At 59.2% G+C, this 16722-nt stretch carries 20 protein-coding genes and 1 tRNA gene; 18 read left to right on the top strand and 3 right to left on the bottom strand.

Annotated elements, in window-relative coordinates:
• The first annotated feature begins 639 nt into the window (after window positions 1–639).
• The 11 genes from rpmH (at window position 640) to GE073_RS24875 (ending at window position 11576) form a co-directional block, all read left to right on the top strand.
• A complete protein-coding gene (rpmH, locus tag GE073_RS24925; protein ID WP_084136787.1) occupies window positions 640–774 on the top strand; it encodes a 50S ribosomal protein L34 in 135 nt (44 codons plus the stop codon).
• Between the two features lie 155 nt (window positions 775–929).
• Window positions 930–1274 (top strand): ribonuclease P protein component, encoded by a 345-nt coding sequence (gene rnpA, locus GE073_RS24920; RefSeq protein ID WP_028598004.1) that lies wholly within the window; start codon window positions 930–932, stop codon window positions 1272–1274.
• A gap of 105 nt (window positions 1275–1379) precedes the next feature.
• Entirely contained in the window at window positions 1380–2252 is an 873-nt protein-coding gene (locus GE073_RS24915; RefSeq protein ID WP_043111057.1) for a YidC/Oxa1 family membrane protein insertase, read from the top strand.
• 156 nt (window positions 2253–2408) lie between these two features.
• The gene (mnmE, locus tag GE073_RS24910; RefSeq protein WP_028598006.1) at window positions 2409–3788 is read left to right on the top strand and encodes a tRNA uridine-5-carboxymethylaminomethyl(34) synthesis GTPase MnmE; all 1380 of its coding nucleotides are present in this window, start codon (window positions 2409–2411) and stop codon (window positions 3786–3788) included.
• Window positions 3789–3983: 195 nt separating this feature from the next.
• On the top strand, window positions 3984–5870 hold the full coding sequence (gene mnmG / locus GE073_RS24905; RefSeq protein WP_028598007.1) for a tRNA uridine-5-carboxymethylaminomethyl(34) synthesis enzyme MnmG: 1887 nt from the start codon (window positions 3984–3986) through the stop codon (window positions 5868–5870).
• 3 nt (window positions 5871–5873) lie between these two features.
• Entirely contained in the window at window positions 5874–6608 is a 735-nt protein-coding gene (gene rsmG, locus GE073_RS24900) for a 16S rRNA (guanine(527)-N(7))-methyltransferase RsmG (protein ID WP_101807361.1), read from the top strand.
• A 361-nt stretch (window positions 6609–6969) separates the two neighbouring features.
• Entirely contained in the window at window positions 6970–7788 is an 819-nt protein-coding gene (noc, locus tag GE073_RS24895) for a nucleoid occlusion protein (protein ID WP_028598009.1), read from the top strand.
• Between the two features lie 270 nt (window positions 7789–8058).
• Window positions 8059–8832: a ParA family protein gene (locus tag GE073_RS24890; protein ID WP_028598010.1), complete on the top strand. Its 774-nt coding sequence runs from the start codon at window positions 8059–8061 to the stop codon at window positions 8830–8832.
• The gene (locus tag GE073_RS24885) at window positions 8813–9658 is read left to right on the top strand and encodes a ParB/RepB/Spo0J family partition protein (RefSeq protein WP_028598011.1); all 846 of its coding nucleotides are present in this window, start codon (window positions 8813–8815) and stop codon (window positions 9656–9658) included. Before GE073_RS24890 ends, GE073_RS24885 begins: the two co-directional genes overlap by 20 nt.
• A 190-nt stretch (window positions 9659–9848) precedes the next feature.
• Window positions 9849–11018 (top strand): aminotransferase class V-fold PLP-dependent enzyme, encoded by a 1170-nt coding sequence (locus tag GE073_RS24880; RefSeq protein WP_153784619.1) that lies wholly within the window; start codon window positions 9849–9851, stop codon window positions 11016–11018.
• Between the two features lie 27 nt (window positions 11019–11045).
• Window positions 11046–11576, top strand: a complete 531-nt coding sequence (locus GE073_RS24875) for a DUF4446 family protein (protein ID WP_228551781.1) — start codon at window positions 11046–11048, stop codon at window positions 11574–11576.
• On the opposite strand, the gene yyaC is transcribed toward GE073_RS24875, so the two are convergent.
• Window positions 11527–12120: a spore protease YyaC gene (gene yyaC, locus GE073_RS24870; RefSeq protein ID WP_153784618.1), complete on the bottom strand. Its 594-nt coding sequence runs from the start codon at window positions 12118–12120 to the stop codon at window positions 11527–11529. The two genes, GE073_RS24875 and yyaC, sit on opposite strands and share 50 nt — an antisense overlap.
• A 91-nt stretch (window positions 12121–12211) precedes the next feature.
• Between yyaC and GE073_RS24865 the strand changes: the two genes are divergently transcribed.
• The 4 genes from GE073_RS24865 to GE073_RS24850 all read left to right on the top strand — a co-directional run bounded on the left by GE073_RS24865 (window position 12212) and on the right by GE073_RS24850 (window position 14030).
• Complete coding sequence (locus GE073_RS24865; protein ID WP_153784617.1) at window positions 12212–12445, top strand: putative Se/S carrier protein; 234 nt, start codon at window positions 12212–12214, stop codon at window positions 12443–12445.
• Between the two features lie 159 nt (window positions 12446–12604).
• The gene (locus GE073_RS24860) at window positions 12605–13567 is read left to right on the top strand and encodes a mechanosensitive ion channel family protein (protein WP_153784616.1); all 963 of its coding nucleotides are present in this window, start codon (window positions 12605–12607) and stop codon (window positions 13565–13567) included.
• Between the two features lie 83 nt (window positions 13568–13650).
• Entirely contained in the window at window positions 13651–13881 is a 231-nt protein-coding gene (locus GE073_RS24855; RefSeq protein ID WP_153784615.1) for a DUF951 domain-containing protein, read from the top strand.
• Between the two features lie 58 nt (window positions 13882–13939).
• A tRNA-Ser gene (locus tag GE073_RS24850) sits at window positions 13940–14030 on the top strand.
• 152 nt (window positions 14031–14182) lie between these two features.
• Here the strand turns inward: GE073_RS24850 and GE073_RS24845 are convergent.
• Together GE073_RS24845 and GE073_RS24840 are read right to left on the bottom strand one after the other, a co-directional pair.
• Window positions 14183–14326 carry a hypothetical protein gene (locus GE073_RS24845; protein ID WP_153784614.1) on the bottom strand — a complete coding sequence of 48 codons (144 nt, stop codon included), beginning with the start codon at window positions 14324–14326 and terminating at the stop codon, window positions 14183–14185.
• Window positions 14327–14458: 132 nt separating this feature from the next.
• On the bottom strand, window positions 14459–14644 hold the full coding sequence (locus GE073_RS24840) for a YjzC family protein (protein ID WP_153784613.1): 186 nt from the start codon (window positions 14642–14644) through the stop codon (window positions 14459–14461).
• 387 nt (window positions 14645–15031) lie between these two features.
• On the opposite strand from GE073_RS24840, the gene rpsF reads away from it, so the two are divergent.
• From rpsF to rpsR, 3 genes are all read left to right on the top strand, one after another.
• Window positions 15032–15316, top strand: coding sequence for a 30S ribosomal protein S6 (gene rpsF, locus GE073_RS24835; protein WP_153784612.1), 285 nt, complete (start codon window positions 15032–15034; stop codon window positions 15314–15316).
• A 33-nt stretch (window positions 15317–15349) separates the two neighbouring features.
• Window positions 15350–15919, top strand: coding sequence for a single-stranded DNA-binding protein (locus GE073_RS24830; RefSeq protein WP_153784611.1), 570 nt, complete (start codon window positions 15350–15352; stop codon window positions 15917–15919).
• A gap of 342 nt (window positions 15920–16261) precedes the next feature.
• Window positions 16262–16546 (top strand): 30S ribosomal protein S18, encoded by a 285-nt coding sequence (rpsR, locus tag GE073_RS24825; RefSeq protein WP_023559051.1) that lies wholly within the window; start codon window positions 16262–16264, stop codon window positions 16544–16546.
• Window positions 16547–16722 lie beyond the last annotated feature (176 nt).

The raw sequence follows: 16722 nt of genomic DNA, 5'->3' as shown, positions 1-16722 counted from the left end.
TGACGGTCACTCCTATCCCTGTTGGTACGATGGCAAAACCTGATGCCGCTATGCTAGTCGATTCTATTGGGGTAAGCCGCTCATCCATCCACAGATGCAGGGACTTGTTGATGAAGGTTATACAGAGGGGGATTATGTTGTTCACATTCTTATCCACAGGCTGTTGATAAATCAAGCCGTCATTGCTCTCCGTCCACAACAAAAACAAATCTATCATAGCAAAAGAAAGGCTCTATTTCAACGCGTGGCGGAATATTATCCACAATCGCTACTGCTTGTGTATAAGAGTTATCTACAGCACAAGATATTGTTAACAGCTTGTGCGCAGGTTCGACAGCAGGCGCCAAATCTCTTTTTTATTATGCACATGTTACTAAATTGCGACGCTTCCCGACCCGTTCCTCGGTTATCCACATCCATTTAGATGAAGGGAGCGGGCTGCGGACGGGAAGAGCGGAGCCCTGGAGGTGGTGGACGATCGAGATGCCGGTTGACTTCGCGGGCGTGAAATGGTTAAATGGAAAAAGGCGTTTTTACTTGGGCACGGACGAACAGATCGCTCGTCCAGCCGTTCCGCGGCTTCGCGCCGAGGAGCAGCCGAGTTGGACGAACGACCTTTAAAGCGGGGAGGTGCATGTAATGAGACCGACTTTCAAACCGAACGTGAGCAAGCGCAAGAAGGTTCACGGCTTCCGTAAGCGGATGAGCTCGAAAAACGGCCGCAAAGTATTGGCTGCACGCCGTCAGAAGGGCCGCGCCAAGCTGAGCGCGTAAGCTCTTTTCCTTCATAAAAGCGGCTTAGCCGCTTCAAAGCGAGAATGAACGATAGTTCTGGCTTGTGGAAAAAAGACCACCTGGCGTGGTCTTTTTTTCGTAAGGCAGCGCATATGGCGCCGAGCGGCGCCGAAAACTCATGGAGTCGGTGAACGATGCAAAGAAAATGGCGCCTCAGAAGGCGCGAGGATTTTGCCCGGACGTACCGGGGCGGGAAGTCCTTCGCCAACGGCCAGTTCGTCGTCTACTGGTCGCGGCAGCCGATTGCCGAGCCGTTCCGGCTCGGCATCTCCGCCAGCAAAAAAATCGGCAACGCCGTCGTCCGCAACCGGATGCGCCGCGTCTTGAAGGAAATCGTGCGCAAGCATGCCGACCGGATTTGCGAGCGGACCGACATGATCCTGATCGTCCGCGCGGGCGCGGTCGGCAAGCCGACCGAGGAATTGGAAAAGAACGTGCTCCACGTCCTTCGCAAAGCGGGATTGCTGAAGCCGCGGTGAAAGCTCTTTTCCGAGGCGCAGAGCCGGACGGGCTTGTTTCTTTGCCCCTTTTTGTATGGTATAGTTTAGGTTGAATCGCGACAGGCTGTCAGAGAGGAGATTTACATGTTTTTTTCGCGCTTGGCTTCAAAACGCAAATGGCTCGTCCTAGTCTCCCTGATTACGTTGGTGGCGCTCCTCTCTGGATGCATGCCGAATACGGATCATGCGACGACGACCGAGGATCTGAAGGCGAACGGCAACTGGTGGGAACGCAACGTCGTCTACTACTTCTCCTACTCGCTGGATACGTTCGCAGACTGGTTCGGCGGCCAATACGGCTTCGCGATCCTGCTGATGGTCATCATCGTCCGCACGCTGATCCTGCCGCTCACGCTTAAGCAGTACCGCAGCTCCAAGGCGATGCAGGCGATCCAGCCCGAGCTCCAGGAAATCCGCAAAAAATTCGCGGACAACCCGCAAAAGCAGCAGGAAGAGACGATGAAGCTGTTCCAGCAGAACAAGGTCAACCCGATGGCGGGCTGCCTGCCTCTGCTCATCCAGATGCCGATCTTCATCGCGCTCTACAATTCCATCTACTATAACAGCGACATCAAGACGCATGAATTCCTGTGGCTGCAGCTCGGCGAGCCGGACCATTGGCATATCCTGCCGATCATCGCGGCGATCACGACTTACGTGCAGACCAAGATGATGCAGAAGTCCCAGCCGGACAACCCGCAGATGCAGATGATGAATACGATCATGATGATCTTCCCGATCCTGATCCTCGTCATGGCCTGGAACTTCCCGTCGGCGCTGCCGCTTTACTGGATCTACACGAACATCTACACGATCGTGCAGAACTATTTCCTGTACGTCCGCAACGCGGACAAGAAGGAGCCGAAGAAAGAAGACGGCGGCCAGAACCAGGGCAAGGGCAGCCAAAAGAAAAACAAAGGCAAGGGCAAGGCTGCCGTATCCTCCAAGAACAAATAAGGAGGAGAGGCCGGCCGGCTCTCCATGCATAAAGAATCGATTTGGCGGCAATGGCTCTTACAGTCATTGCTTTTTTGCCATCATCCGGCCTGCGGCTGAGCTCCGACCCTCGGGCCTCCGCCGGACCGATCAAACGAGGTGAATGTCAGCATCATGATGACTCAAGATACGATCGCGGCCATCGCGACGGCACTCGGCGAAGGCGGCATCTCCGTCATCCGCGTCAGCGGTCCGCAGGCGATCGCGAGCGTAGGCGGCGTGCTGCGGTCCAAACAGCCGCTGGCCGAAGCTCCGTCGCATACGGTGACGTACGGGCATATCGTCGATCCCGCCAGCGGCGAGGTGATCGAGGAGGTGCTCGTGACGGTCATGAAAGGTCCGCGCTCCTTCACGGCGGAGGATGTCGTCGAGATCGGCGCGCATGGCGGCCTCATCGCCGTCCGCAAGGTGCTTGAGCTCGTCCTGCGGCAGCCGGGCCTGCGCGTCGCCGAGCCGGGCGAGTTCACGAAGCGGGCGTTTCTGAACGGCCGCATCGACCTCGCGCAGGCGGAGGCCGTCATCGACCTGATCCGCTCGAAGTCGGACCGCTCCTATACGGTCGCGCTCAAGCAGGCCGAGGGCACGCTGTCCAAGCGGATCCACGCGCTGCGGCACAGCCTGATCGAGCTGCTCGCCCATATCGAGGTGAACATCGATTATCCGGAGCATGATGTCGAGGAGATGACGAGCCGGTACATCCGAGACAGCTGCGGCGCCGCGCTGGATTCGATCGAGCGGCTGCTGCGGACGGCGGCCGAAGGCAAGATTTTGCGCGAGGGCATCACGACGGCGATCGTCGGCCGTCCGAACGTCGGCAAGTCCTCGCTGCTGAACGCGCTCGTGCAGGAAAGCAAGGCGATCGTGACGGACATACCGGGTACGACCCGCGACGTGATCGAGGAATACGTGACCTTGTCGGGCATTCCGCTGCGGCTGCTTGATACGGCTGGCATCCGGGAGACGACGGACGTCGTGGAGCGGATCGGCGTCGAGCGTTCCCGCTCGGCGGTCGCGGAGGCGGAGCTGCTGCTGCTCGTGCTCAGCCATAACGAGCCGCTGCACGAGGACGAGCGCGAGCTACTCGGCAAGCTGACTGGCCGACAGGTGATCGTCATCGTGAACAAGACGGATCTGCCGGAGCGGCTCGAGCTGGCCGAGGTCCGCGAGGCGCTGCCGGACAGCCGGATCGTGCCGATGTCGGTGCTGCAGGAGCAGGGGCTCGACGATCTGGAGCAGGCGATCCGGGAGCTCTTCTTCGAGGGCCAGCTGGAAAGCGCCGATTTGACGTACGTCAGCAATGCGCGCCATATCTCGCTGCTGCACCGGGCGACGGATGCGCTGCGCGATGCGGTGAGCGCCACCGAGGCGGGCATTCCGATCGACATGGTCCAGCTGGACGTACGGGCGGCGTGGGAGCTGCTGGGCGAAATCGTCGGAGATACGGCGGCCGACTCGCTGATCGACCAGATCTTTTCGCAATTCTGCTTGGGCAAATAGATTATCCACATGTGAATAACGATAAAGGAAGGCCGGATCAATCGAGAAGATTCGCCGGCAATGGACAGCATGGCGACGGCAGAGGGCAATTCAGGCTAGCGAATGCCGTCGGATGCTGGGTTTGAAACCCTATTTTCATAAAAGAGGGAGAGGCGGGCTGAAAAGCGGCCGATTCCGACCAGGAGGCAATCCAAAATGAATTACGAGGCAGGACAGTACGACGTCCTCGTCATCGGCGCCGGCCACGCAGGCTGCGAGGCGGCGCTGGCGGCGGCCCGGATGGGCTGCGAGACGCTGCTGCTCACAATCAATCTCGACATGGTGGCGTTCATGCCGTGCAACCCGTCCATCGGGGGACCGGCCAAGGGTCATGTCGTCCGCGAGATCGACGCGCTCGGCGGCGAGATGGGACGGAACATCGACAAGACGTACATCCAAATGAGGATGCTCAATACGGGGAAAGGCCCGGCCGTGCATGCGCTGCGCGCGCAGGCGGACAAATTCCTCTATCAGCATACGATGAAGAAAACGATCGAGGAGACGCCGCATCTGACGCTGCGCCAAGGCATGGCGGAGGAGCTGATCGTCGAGGACGGCGCCTGCGTCGGCGTCATCACCAAGACCGGCGCCGTGTATCGCGCCAAAACCGTCGTCGTGACGACCGGCACGTATTTGCGGGGCAAGGTCATTATGGGCGAGCTGATCTACGAGAGCGGTCCGAACAACCAGCAGCCGTCTGTGCGGCTGTCCCAGTCGCTCAAGGAGAACGGCTTCGAGCTGGTGCGCTTCAAGACGGGCACGCCGCCGCGCGTCCATAAGGACAGCATCGACTTCGGCAAGATGGAGATCCAGCCGGGCGACGAGAAGCCGAAGTTCTTCTCGTTCGAGACGGAATATGCGGACAACGAGCAGCTGCCGTGCTGGCTGACGTACACGTCGGAGGACACGCATCGCATCATCAACGAGAATCTTCATCGCGCGCCGATGTTCTCGGGCGTCATCGAGGGCACGGGACCGCGCTATTGCCCGTCGATCGAGGATAAGATCGTGCGGTTCGCCGACAAGCCGAAGCATCAGATCTTCCTCGAGCCGGAAGGCATGAATACGTCGGAGTATTATGTGCAGGGCCTGTCCACGAGCATGCCGGAGGACGTGCAGCTCGGCATCCTGCGCTCGATTCCCGGCCTGGAAAAGGTCGAGATGATGCGCACCGGCTATGCGATCGAGTATGACGCGGTCGTGCCGACCCAGCTGTGGCCGTCGCTGGAGACGAAGGTGCTGCCGGGCTTGTTCACCGCCGGCCAGATCAACGGCACGTCCGGCTACGAGGAGGCGGCCGGACAAGGCGTCATCGCCGGCATCAATGCCGCCCGCAAGGCGTTAGGCAAGGAGCCGGTCATCATCGAGCGCTCGCAAGGCTATATTGGCGTGCTCATCGACGATCTGGTGACCAAGGGCACGAACGAGCCGTATCGCCTGCTCACCTCCCGCGCCGAATATCGGCTGCTGCTCCGTCATGACAACGCGGATCTGCGCCTGACCCCGATCGGCCGCGAGATCGGCCTGATCAGCGAAGAGCGGTACGCCAAGTTTCTGGAGAAGAAAGCCCGCGTCGAGGAAGAGCTTGCCCGCCTGAAGACGATCAAGATCCGTCCGGAGGAGGCCGAGGCGATGCTGCAGGCAGCCGGCTCCGCTCCGCTTCAGTCCACGACCGACGCGCTTACGCTGCTGCGCCGTCCCGAGCTTTCCTACGCCCATCTGGAACCGTTCGCTCCCGCGCCGTACGAGCTGAGCGAGGACATGAAGGAGCAGGTCGAGATCCAGGTGAAGTATGCCGGCTATATCGAGAAGCAGCTCGCTCAGGTAGAGCGGCTCGGCAAGATGGAGAAGAAGAAGCTTCCGGAAGGCATCGACTACAGCGCCGTGCATGGCCTCGCATCGGAAGCGAAGCAGAAGCTCGCCGCCATCCGTCCGCTGAATATCGGACAGGCTTCCCGCATCGCGGGCGTGACGCCGGCCGACATATCCATCTTGCTCGTGCATCTCGAGCAGTTCAACCGCGCCGGCGCGGCGAGGGCATAACGCATGGACAAGGTGATCGATGCGTTCTCCGCCCGGCTGCTGGAGCGGGGAATTCCGCTTGCGCCCCGTCAGCTGGAGCAGTTCCAGCGCTACTACGAGCTGCTCGTCGACTGGAACGAAAGGATGAACCTGACCGGAATCACGGAGCGCGCGGCGGTGTTCGAGAAGCATTTCTACGATTCCGTCACGCTCGCCTTTTATGCCGACCTGTCATCCGCGGACCGGCTCGCCGATATCGGTTCGGGGGCGGGCTTCCCGAGCCTGCCCCTCAAAATCTGCTTCCCGCAGCTGCAGGTGACGATCGTCGATTCGCTGGCCAAGCGGATCTCGTTCCTCCAGCATGTATGCGAGCAGCTCGGACTGGAGGACGTGCAATGCGTCCACGGCCGAGCCGAGGATATCGGACGCCTGCCGGAGCATCGCGACCGCTATGCGATCGTGACGGCGCGCGCTGTCGCCCGTATGGCCGGGCTTAGCGAGCTGTGCTTGCCGTTCGCCCGCAAGGGCGGACTGTTCGCGGCGATGAAGGGAGCCGACCCGCAGGAGGAGCTCGAGGAGGCCAAGCATGCGATCCGCGAGCTTCGCGGCCGTGTAGATCGCGTCGAGACGCTGCGGCTGCCGGAGGAGCAATCGGAGCGGGCGATCATCCTGATCGCCAAGACGGATGCCACGCCAAAAGCGTATCCCCGCAAGGCGGGCGTTCCGCTGAAGCAGCCGATGCTCAAACGGCGCGGATGACGATGTTTCACGTGGAACATTTTGTATCCATCCGGTGAAAACTTCGTGCAAGCGCGAAATCCAGCAGGAAATTTCCGAGCCTTCAACGAATTGGAAGTAGGGAAAGGGATTGTCGTCCTCCGTCAGGAGCGTCGACGCGGCTGCCCGTCCGGCGGAAGCGACGCGACGCGACCTTATTCGGCCGATCATTGCGGGAACCGCATACCGACCTGCCCGTGCTGCATGAACCAGAGCCGCGACCGGCTCGCCTCCGCCGCCGCGACGCGAAGCTGCGGAAGCACAATGTCGGCGGGTCGGGGCAGACGCACACGGATCCTACAGCAAGGACATTGGCACATTGAATTCGGGTGGTTGTAGAATGATGAAGGAACAATTTTCCCGGCTGTTCGGGCTGTCCGACCCGAAAGCTGTTCAAGATGAAGTAAAGCAGATTCCCGTCGGCAGCATCGATACGAGTCCTTATCAGCCGAGAACGATTTTTGACGACGACCGGATCGAGGAGCTCAGCCAGACGATCCGCACGCATGGCGTCATCCAGCCGATCGTTGTTCGGATTCGGGATGGCCGCTACGAGATCATCGCTGGAGAGCGGCGTTGGCGGGCGGTCAGCAAGCTCGGCCTGGAGACGATTCCGGCGATCGTACGCGACTTCAACGACTCGCAGGCGGCCTCGATCGCGCTGATCGAGAATCTGCAGCGCGAAGGGCTGAGCGCGATCGAGGAAGCGGTCGCGTACCAGAAGCTGATCGACCTGCACAGCCTGACTCAGGAAAGTCTGGCGCAGCGGCTCGGCAAGAGCCAGTCGACGATCGCCAACAAAATCCGTCTGCTCGGCCTTAGCGATCCGGTCAAGTCGGCGCTCACCGACCGCAAGATTACGGAGCGGCACGCCCGCTCGCTGCTCGCTCTCGATTCCGAGGAGCTGCAGCAGAAAGTGCTCGACGACGTACTCAGCAAGGAGTTGAACGTCAAGCAGACAGAGGCGAGGGTCGCCTTTTACAAAGAAGCGACCAAGGCCAAAAAAGCGAAGCGCATCTCCTTCACGAAGGATGTCCGCCTCGCTCTGAATACGATCCGCCAATCGATCGATATGGTGTCCGGCTCCGGGCTGCAGATCAAGACCGACGAAAAGGACTTCGAAGATCACTACGAAATCGTCATCCAAATTCCCAAACGCTGATATCGCCGCCCGGGAGCGGTTCCCAATTCCGGCGGATTCCTTTATACTGGCTTCAATCCCTGCGATGGATGCGCGGCGTCCTGCGGCTACCGACACCATGATCGACTCTCCGATGCCCGAACGATGCCGCCGACGTCCTGGGAGCGCATAAAGCGGCAGCAGCCGCTTTTTTTTATCATCCAAGCTCTGCTTTTCCTATGCAAGCGCTATCCGCCGGATCGACTCCGACGGGATGCATGTCCGAAGATTTGGAATATTGAGGTGACAAGGTTGTCCAAAATAATCGCCATAACGAACCAGAAGGGCGGGGTCGGAAAAACGACCACTTCCGTCAATCTGGGGGCCTGCCTCGCTTCTCTCGGGAAGCGGGTGCTGCTGGTCGACATCGACCCCCAGGGCAATACGACCAGCGGTGTCGGCATCAGCAAAGCCGACGTGGAAAACAGCATTTACGACGTCTTGATCAACGAAGTCGATCCTCATGAGGCGGTAGCGCCGACGGCGGTGCCGAATCTGAGCATCATTCCGGCCACCATCCAGCTGGCTGGAGCCGAAATCGAGCTTGTTCCGACGATTTCGAGGGAAGTGCGGCTGAAAAAGTCGCTTTCGCAGCTGCGCAACGAATACGACTACGTGCTGATCGATTGCCCGCCGTCGCTCGGCATCCTGACGATCAACTCGCTGACGGCCGCCGACTCGGTCATCATCCCGATTCAATGCGAGTATTACGCGCTGGAGGGGCTGAGCCAACTGCTCAATACGGTGCGGCTCGTGCAGAAGCACCTCAATACGTCGCTGCAGATCGAGGGCGTGCTGCTCACGATGTTCGATGCGCGCACGAACCTGGGCATCCAGGTGATCGAGGAAGTGAAGAAATACTTCCAGCAGAAGGTGTACCAGACGATCATTCCGCGTAACGTGCGGCTGAGCGAGGCGCCGTCCCATGGTCAGGCCATCATCACTTATGATCCCCGCTCCAAAGGCGCCGAAGTTTATCTCGAACTGGCGAAGGAAGTGATTCAATATGAGCAAGCGGCTAGGTAGAGGACTGGATGCGCTCATTCCCTCCCTTTCGATCCAAGAAGACGACAAAATCGTCGAGATCGAGCTCAAGCAGCTAAGGCCGAATCCGTATCAGCCTCGACTGACGTTCCATGACGAATCGATCCATGAGCTGGCCGAATCGATCCGCCAGCATGGCGTCATTCAGCCGATTTTGGTCCGTTCCGTGCTCAAAGGCTACGAGATCATCGCAGGCGAACGACGATTCCGGGCTTCGCAGCTATGCGGGCTCAAGACGATTCCGGCGGTCATCCGCAGCTTCACCGACCAGCAGACGATGGAGATCGCGTTGATCGAGAATCTGCAGCGGGAGGATCTCAACGCCATCGATCTTGCAGCGGCCTATCAGGCGATTATGGACAAGTTCGAGCTGACGCAAGAGGAGCTCTCGCTCAAAGTGGGCAAGTCGCGCTCGCATATCGCCAACTTCCTGCGGCTGCTCACCCTTCCTCCGGAAATCAAGGAAAATGTTTCACGTGGAACATTGTCGATGGGCCATGCGCGAGCTCTCGTCGGCGTCAAGGAAGACAAGCTGCGCAAGGAGCTTTCCAAGCAGGCGATAGAAAGCGAATGGAGCGTGCGCGAGCTGGAGCAGGCGATCCAGGAGCTGGACCGCAAGCAGCCGGAGCCGGCGCCGAAGGCCAAAGCCGTCAAGCGCGATCCGTATTTGGAGGCGTTGGAGGAAAACCTGAGGGAGCGGTTCCAAACATCGGTCAAGATCAAGGCTTCGCGCGAGCGAGGCAAGATTGAGCTTGCCTATTACAACAAGCAGGATCTGGAGCGGATACTGGATTTGCTGAAGCTGTAGGGCGCGGTTAGGCCCGCTTCTACAGCTTCGAAGCCGAAGCGCCGCTTCAGTCGTCGAACGAGCATACCTTGGTTGTAATCTGCTTTCCGAGAGATTAAACTTAGGTATGCTATTGTTGTTTTTGGAAGAAAGTCAGATGAGAGCCGGCCGATGCCAGAGGGCCTGCTTCGAGGAAAGGATGCGAGCGACCATGACGGCAGATCGGCCCTTGATCTATCTGGATCATGCCGCGACCTCCTGGCCCAAGCCGGAGGAGGTCGTAGCGGCCGTGCTGGAGGCGATGCGCCAAGGCGCCGCCAATCCAGGGCGAGGAAGCCATCGCATGGCGGTGCAATCGGGCAGGGTGCTGTTCGAGGCGAGAAAGAGCCTGGCCAAGCTGTTTCGGATCGCGAATCCGAACGATATCGCCCTGACGGCGAATACGACACAGGGACTCAATCTTGCGATCAAAGGGCTGCTGAAGCCTGGGGATCATGTCGTAGCTACGGCGGTGGAGCATAACTCGGTGCGCAGGCCGCTGGAGTTCCTGAAGGCGGCGATCGGCATCTCCGTCACTTATGTCGAGACGGCTGCGGACGGCAGTCTCGATGCGGCTCGAGTACGGGAAGCCCTGCGGCCGGAAACGGCGCTGATCGTGGCCACGCACAGCTCCAACCTGCTAGGGTCGATCTTGCCGGTAGCCGATATCGGCGAGATTGCCCGTGCCAGCGGCGTGCCGTTTCTGGTCGACGCGGCCCAGTCCGCCGGCGTGCTTGAGCTGGATGTCGAGGCGATGGGCATCGATCTGCTCGCTTTTCCCGGACACAAGGCGCTGCTGGGACCGCAAGGGACCGGCGGGCTCTATATCCATCCGAGGCTCGATCCGCTGCCGCTGCTTCATGGGGGCACCGGCAGCCAATCGGAAGCTGCGGAGCAGCCGACGGTGCGGCCGGACCGCTACGAGGCGGGGACGCCCAACACCCCCGGAAGCGCCGGCTTGGCTGCAGGCGTCCGCCTCGTGCTGGAGCGGACGACGCGAGCCATACACGCTCGCGAGACGGAGCTCGTCGGCCGGATCATGGACGGGCTGTCCGCAGTGGCAGGCGTCCGGCTGCTCGGGCCGGACATCGGGCAGCCTCGGACCGGCATCTGCGCATTCACGATGGAAGGCGTCGAGGCATCGGAGCTGAGCTTCATCCTGGATCAGCATTACGGCATCGCGGTCCGGGCAGGCTATCACTGCACCCCGCTGGCTCATCGAAGCGCCGGAACGGCGGAAAGCGGCGCGGTCCGGGCGAGCGTCGGCTTCTCCACGACGGAGGAGGAAGCGGATGCGCTCGTACGCGCGATGCGCGAGATCCGGACCCATTATCCCCTGTAGGGAAAGATGAGGAGCGTACTTGGAATCATGAATGATTGGATCGAGTCGTGGACAGAAGAGCCATTTTACGGCATCGCGATCGGCCTGCTGGCGCTGGCGCTGCTGCTGCTGATCGTCTGGATCGCGGCGCTCGGCCGCAGGCTGAAGAAGCTGCGGAAGCAATATGTGCAGGTGATGGGGCAGACGGGCGTAACCAATCTCGAGGAGGTCATCGTCGGCCTGAGGCTGTCGCTGGACGAGCAGGAGGAGCGGCTGGGACGGTTCGACCGGCAGCTGGCCGAGTTCGGCCAGCTGCTGCGGGAGACGAAGGGCAAGGTGGGGGTACTGCGCTACAACGCGTTCTCGAATCAGGGCAGCGACATGAGCTTTTCGGTCGCCATCATCGACGAGGCCGGATCGGGCGTCGTGCTGACCGGACTGCATGGGCGGGACGAGACCTACATGTACGCCAAGCCGCTGAAGCAGGGGGGCTCGTCCTACCCGCTGACGCCGGAGGAGCAGCAGGCCATCACTCTTGCGTCGCCGCATGCATCGGATAAGGGCGGCAGTCTCGGATAGCGAGAGCGAGCGTATCGGCCATGAGCTCGGCCATGCGCATGACGAGGTTCAGCCTCGTATTCTGGAGGACGAAGTATTCCATGAAGCCGCCGACATTGACGATGCCGGTCATATGGATGTCTCCGACGGGAGGGAGCTCCTTGTTGACGCCTGCGCCGGGCCTCACCGGGCCGGCGCCGAGCTGGATGCTGCCGACGCTGCTCAGCTGGCCGAGGCAGGCGTCGATGCCGATGATGAACGGCTTGGCGTCGGCACGATGGATGTCCTGCAGGGTGCTCTCCAGATTCATCGCATGGACGGGTTCGTCCAGCGTGCCGTACAGCTCGAATCGGGAGCCGCGCAGCTTGTCCAGGCGGGAGCCGATGATCGGTCCGAGCGCGTCGCCGGTCGAGCGGTCGGTGCCGATGCAGACGACGGCGATCCGGCGATCCGCCGGCACGTGCAGCAGATGCAGCAGCAGCCGGCTCGCCAGCTGCTGGGAGGCGCCGGGATCGGTATGCGGCACCTTGAGCGGGACTTCATGCATGGCAGCAGGACGTTTCATAGATTCCCCTCCGCTAAAATGAACTACTAATAGTATATGGTAGAGACGGGGGATTTATACTTGCCTGTCCCTTCGAAAAGGAGCCCTGACGATGCTCATCGCCTTTGATTCGACGCAGCAGGCGCTGCGGACCGAAATGCTGCTCGAATATGCCGAAATCGAGATCGACATCCGGCCGACGCCGAAAACGATCACCGCGGGCTGCGCGCTGTCGATCGATTTTCCGGGCGAAGAGCTGGAGCGCGTCCGGGCGATTCTGGAGGAGCAGTCGGTCGAGATCCGCGGCATCTTCCGCGAGACGGCGGATGGGTACGAGCCGGCCTAGCTCATGTTATAAGGTCTGATGACACGAGCCTTCCCGCAGCCGATGCGGAGAGGCTTTTTTAAAAGGTAGAAAGGCGAAGCGAATCGCTAACGAAGCGTGCTTCGCCGCCAGAGAATCATGAATGCCGTTCCGCCTTGTATAGAAAGGAGCACGAATCCGATGAATCCCATGCTTCAGCTGCTGACGGCAGCGACTCCTGCGGCGACGCTGACGCCTTCCGCAAGCCCGGTGCCGTCTGCGAGTCCGGAACCTTCCGTCGCTCCGCTTCCGACGGATCTGGAGGGAGTGAAGGAAGAAGTGGCCCAGAAGACAAGCGCTTTCTGGGAGGCGATGACCAGCTACTTCGACAGCCAGTTCTGGATCAACGCGACGATCATCTGCATCAAGGTCGCCTTCATCCTGCTGATCGGCCAGCTCATCATCTTCGTCGTCGGCAAGGCGATCGACAAGGTGATGGAGCGGGAGACGCGGGTGCAGCAGCGGACGCGGCGCGTCGTGACGCTGGGAAGGCTGCTCAAGAACGTGACCAACTATGTCGTCTACTTCATCACGGGGATGCTCGTCCTGTCGATGCTGAACGTGAATGTCGCGCCGCTGCTGGCGGGCGCCGGCGTGCTCGGTCTGGCGATCGGCTTCGGCGCGCAGAGTCTCGTGAAGGATGTCATCACGGGCTTCTTCATCGTGCTGGAGGATCAGTTCGCCGTCGGGGACGTCATCCAGACCGGGACGTACAAAGGCACGGTCGAGCTGATCGGACTGCGGACGACGCGGCTGAAGACATGGACGGGCGAGGTGCATATCATTCCGAACGGCACGATCTCGCAGGTGACGAACTACTCGCTGAACAATTCGCTTGCGGTCGTCGATGTCGACGTGCCGAACGGAATCCAGGTCGAAGCCGCGGCGGAGCGCATCCGCGACATGCTGGCCAAGCTCGACAACCCGAATCTCGTCAAGGTGCCGGATCTGCTCGGCGTCACGTCGATGACGACGGCGGAATACAAGCTGCGCATCGTGGCGGAGTGCATGCCGAACACGGAGGCGTCGGTCTCCCGCCAGATCAACCGCGAGCTGCAGCTGCTGCTGCGCAGCGGAGAAGGGCCGCAAGAAGCGCTGGCCTAGAAGCGGCGGGAAGTGTAAGATGGAAAGGAACGGCCCCCTTGCAGGGAGGATCGGCGAGGCGGCCAGAGGAAGAGGTGACGGGTATGGAGCGCAAGCAGTTCGAGCTGGGAGATGTCGTCCAGATGAAGAAGCCCCATCCGTGCGGGACGAACGAGATGGAAGTCATTCGCATGGGGATGGACATCCGCATCAAGTGCGTCGGCTGCAAGCATAGCGTGCTGATTCCGCGGGCGAAGTTCGAGAAGAACCTGAAGAAGGTGCTTCGCGCGGCGGCCGATCGGGAAGAAGCGGGCGGCGAGGCGGCGTCTTCCTAGCCCGTCAGAAGACATGCTTGCACGATTGCTCGATGTATGATATGATCTATCATGCTGCGGAAAGGTACCCAAGTGGCCCAAGGGGGCTGACTCGAAATCAGCTAGGCGTCTCACGGCGTGCGTGGGTTCGAATCCCACCCTTTCCGCCATCCACAGCGACCAAGACAGCGGCACTCTACGGAGGGCCGCTTTTTTCATGCTCTTTTATCGCGCCGTCCCTGCAGGCAAAGGCGGCGAAGGCAAGACAAAAGCCCAGCCGGATGGCTGGGCTTTTGCTGACGGCGCTTAATGGGCTGCAAGATCATTCAAGCTGCACTTTCCTCATCGAATCGTACGGAATGCCGCCCGGCTTCAACTGTCCGAAGACTTTTGCGCCCGCTGCGGCGATGGCCTTAAAGACAACTGTCTTTGGCGCAACCCCTCGCTTCTCTGTGATCGTGAACATGAGTCCTCTGCTGTGTCTGTGCCCTTGCGCTTGTTACGGCCAACGGAACCACACCCTCATCTTGTCGCGCCGTCAAGGATAGTATGGCCGGCGCCGGCGCTTTTATGCGCGGCATTTTCAAACGGCATCCGCTCAGACCTTCGGCATCTTGACCCAGACGCGGTTGTGGTTCGTGTTTTTCGGGAAATGCTGGCCTTTCTTCAAGGAGATCTTCTTCGGATGGCTGATTCCCATATGGAAGGAATCTTCTCCCGCCTCCATGTACCAGCCGTCGTTCGGCGCCTTGAAGCCAGCCACAAACTTGGTCCGCTCGCCCATGTCGCTTCTCCTCCTCAAGCTTGGAATTCGGCCGCCGGAGCGCTCCCGGCAAGCTCGCGCCAGGCATCGGCGCCAGCAAGCGGGCACGTCTCAGGGCCGGACGCTTAGTGTCTGCCGGGCGGATTGGAATCATCAGCGGCAATTATTCGCACGCATAGCGTTAGGGACACGCCATCGGCCGCTCCTTTTGCCCTGCGTTTCGTCGACATGCGTCTAGCATCAAGATAAGCGAGCAAGCTTCGTCAAGCTTGCGTTGGACTTTCATTAACTTGCGTCAGACAAGCTGTTCTGGTATAGTAGGTTGGTATGCGAGTTAATCCCTCGCTCCTTGCTCTTTCATCCGCAAGGATGGGAAGGGCCGCTTAGTCCAAGAGGAGGTGAATCAAAGTGCGCAAATACGAATTGATGTACATCATTCGTCCGGAGACGGAGCAAGAAGCTGTTCAAGCTCTCGTCGAAAAGTTCAATGGCATCATCGCGAATGGCGGAGAGGTTTCCAAGTCCGACGTTCTCGGCAAGCGCCGTCTTGCGTATGAGATCAACAAGATCCGTGACGGGATCTATGTTCTTGTCCACTTTACGGGTCCGTCCGAAGTGGTCAACGAGCTGGACCGCGTCATCAAGATCACGGATGAAGTCATCCGTTTCCTGATCGTCAAAGACGTAGCGTAAGCCAAGATTCAGCTGACTTGGGAGGTGCGTACGATGTTGAACCGTGTCATTCTGATCGGCAGGCTCACCCGAGATCCGGAGCTTCGCTATACCCCTTCGGGAGTTGCGGTCACGCAATTCACGCTGGCGGTGGATCGGCCCTTCAACAGCCAATCCGGCGAGCGCGAAGCCGATTTCATTCCGATCGTCACCTGGAGGCAGCTTGCCGAAACCTGCGCCAACTATTTGCGCAAAGGTCGTCTGGCAGCAGTCGAAGGCCGGATGCAAGTCCGGAACTATGAGAACAACGAAGGCAAGCGCGTCTACGTGACGGAAATCATTGCCGACAATGTTCGGTTCCTGGAGTCCGGCAACCGCGAGAACGCTCCGCGTGAGGAAGGCTCTTACAGCGGCGGCGGAAGCAGCGGCAACGGCGGCGGCGGTGGAAATTACGGCGGCGGCAACGGAGGCTACGGCGGCGGCGGCCAATCGGGCGGCGGAAGCCAAGGCGGAGGTTCCTACGGGGGCAATCGCGGCGGCGGTGGTGGTTCTTCCAACAGCCGGGATCCATTCTCGGATGACGGACGTCCGATCGACATCTCCGAAGATGATTTGCCATTTTAGAGAGCGTAACATCTGAGATCAGAAAATGCTTTAAGACCTCAGTAAAATCAAGGGGTTTTAAAGCATTTTAACTGTGTAATGGTAATCTTCATTTACGACCAGCATCCACGGTTTATTAAGATCGCGCGATGTTGAGTAAAGTGTGTAATACGTTATGACCGTCAATGTAGTCTAGTGATGATGACCATCCTTATTTCAAGATGTGGGTGTAGCCCCGTAGTGAGAAGTCGGGTGTGGGTAAGTCGTAAGACTTATCCATACCCAACTTTGAACTAGAGGATAGTCAGAAAAAACTTGGCACGTTAACCAATGTGCAATAATGAAGGGAACGAGAAAATAACAATGGCATTTGCACAAAGAAATGACGAAGAACGTGGTGAAAGAAAGTTTGCTCCACGTAGAGGTGGCAAAGGTAAACGTAGAAAAGTTTGCTACTTTACAGTCAATAAAATTACTCATATTGATTACAAAAATACGGAAGTTCTTAAAAAGTTCATTAGCGAACGTGGGAAGATTCTTCCTCGCCGTGTGACTGGAACAAGCGCAAAATATCAACGTGCATTAACAGTTGCAATTAAACGTGCTAGGGCGGTAGCGTTGCTTCCGTACACAACGGATAATATCTAGGAAAAAGGTGTGTTGGCCTTATGGCAACACACCTTTTTCTATGGTAGCACAAAAGAGTTCATTGAACCCGCGGCGGAAGAGCATTGCATGTGCGAATCGTTCCTTTTGTTTCTTGAGTTTACTCCGGAACTCAACTATGATAATTGACAATTAACTCTATAATAATAGATGATGGA

Source organism: Paenibacillus sp. B01, assembly GCF_009649995.1.
Taxonomy (GTDB): Bacteria; Bacillota; Bacilli; order Paenibacillales; family Paenibacillaceae; genus Paenibacillus_O; species Paenibacillus_O pasadenensis.
Note: the sequence above shows the minus strand (reverse complement) of the source record. Positions and strands in the feature narration are given on the sequence as shown.

What these genes read in the sequence shown, in the direction of transcription:
- GE073_RS24915 (WP_043111057.1), top strand. Translation starts at nt 1,380, where the DNA reads ATGTTTTTTTCGCGCTTGGCTTCAAAACGCAAATGGCTCGTCCTAGTC.
- GE073_RS24865 (WP_153784617.1), top strand. Translation starts at nt 12,212, where the DNA reads ATGCTCATCGCCTTTGATTCGACGCAGCAGGCGCTGCGGACCGAAATG.
- GE073_RS24875 (WP_228551781.1), top strand. Translation starts at nt 11,046, where the DNA reads ATGAATGATTGGATCGAGTCGTGGACAGAAGAGCCATTTTACGGCATC.
- noc (WP_028598009.1), top strand. Translation starts at nt 6,970, where the DNA reads ATGAAGGAACAATTTTCCCGGCTGTTCGGGCTGTCCGACCCGAAAGCT.
- rpsR (WP_023559051.1), top strand. Translation starts at nt 16,262, where the DNA reads ATGGCATTTGCACAAAGAAATGACGAAGAACGTGGTGAAAGAAAGTTT.
- rsmG (WP_101807361.1), top strand. Translation starts at nt 5,874, where the DNA reads ATGGACAAGGTGATCGATGCGTTCTCCGCCCGGCTGCTGGAGCGGGGA.
- mnmE (WP_028598006.1), top strand. Translation starts at nt 2,409, where the DNA reads ATGACTCAAGATACGATCGCGGCCATCGCGACGGCACTCGGCGAAGGC.
- GE073_RS24880 (WP_153784619.1), top strand. Translation starts at nt 9,849, where the DNA reads ATGACGGCAGATCGGCCCTTGATCTATCTGGATCATGCCGCGACCTCC.
- yyaC (WP_153784618.1), bottom strand. Translation starts at nt 12,120, where the DNA reads ATGAAACGTCCTGCTGCCATGCATGAAGTCCCGCTCAAGGTGCCGCAT.
- GE073_RS24860 (WP_153784616.1), top strand. Translation starts at nt 12,605, where the DNA reads ATGAATCCCATGCTTCAGCTGCTGACGGCAGCGACTCCTGCGGCGACG.
- rpmH (WP_084136787.1), top strand. Translation starts at nt 640, where the DNA reads ATGAGACCGACTTTCAAACCGAACGTGAGCAAGCGCAAGAAGGTTCAC.
- GE073_RS24830 (WP_153784611.1), top strand. Translation starts at nt 15,350, where the DNA reads ATGTTGAACCGTGTCATTCTGATCGGCAGGCTCACCCGAGATCCGGAG.
- GE073_RS24840 (WP_153784613.1), bottom strand. Translation starts at nt 14,644, where the DNA reads ATGGGCGAGCGGACCAAGTTTGTGGCTGGCTTCAAGGCGCCGAACGAC.
- mnmG (WP_028598007.1), top strand. Translation starts at nt 3,984, where the DNA reads ATGAATTACGAGGCAGGACAGTACGACGTCCTCGTCATCGGCGCCGGC.
- rnpA (WP_028598004.1), top strand. Translation starts at nt 930, where the DNA reads ATGCAAAGAAAATGGCGCCTCAGAAGGCGCGAGGATTTTGCCCGGACG.
- GE073_RS24855 (WP_153784615.1), top strand. Translation starts at nt 13,651, where the DNA reads ATGGAGCGCAAGCAGTTCGAGCTGGGAGATGTCGTCCAGATGAAGAAG.
- GE073_RS24845 (WP_153784614.1), bottom strand. Translation starts at nt 14,326, where the DNA reads ATGTTCACGATCACAGAGAAGCGAGGGGTTGCGCCAAAGACAGTTGTC.
- GE073_RS24885 (WP_028598011.1), top strand. Translation starts at nt 8,813, where the DNA reads ATGAGCAAGCGGCTAGGTAGAGGACTGGATGCGCTCATTCCCTCCCTT.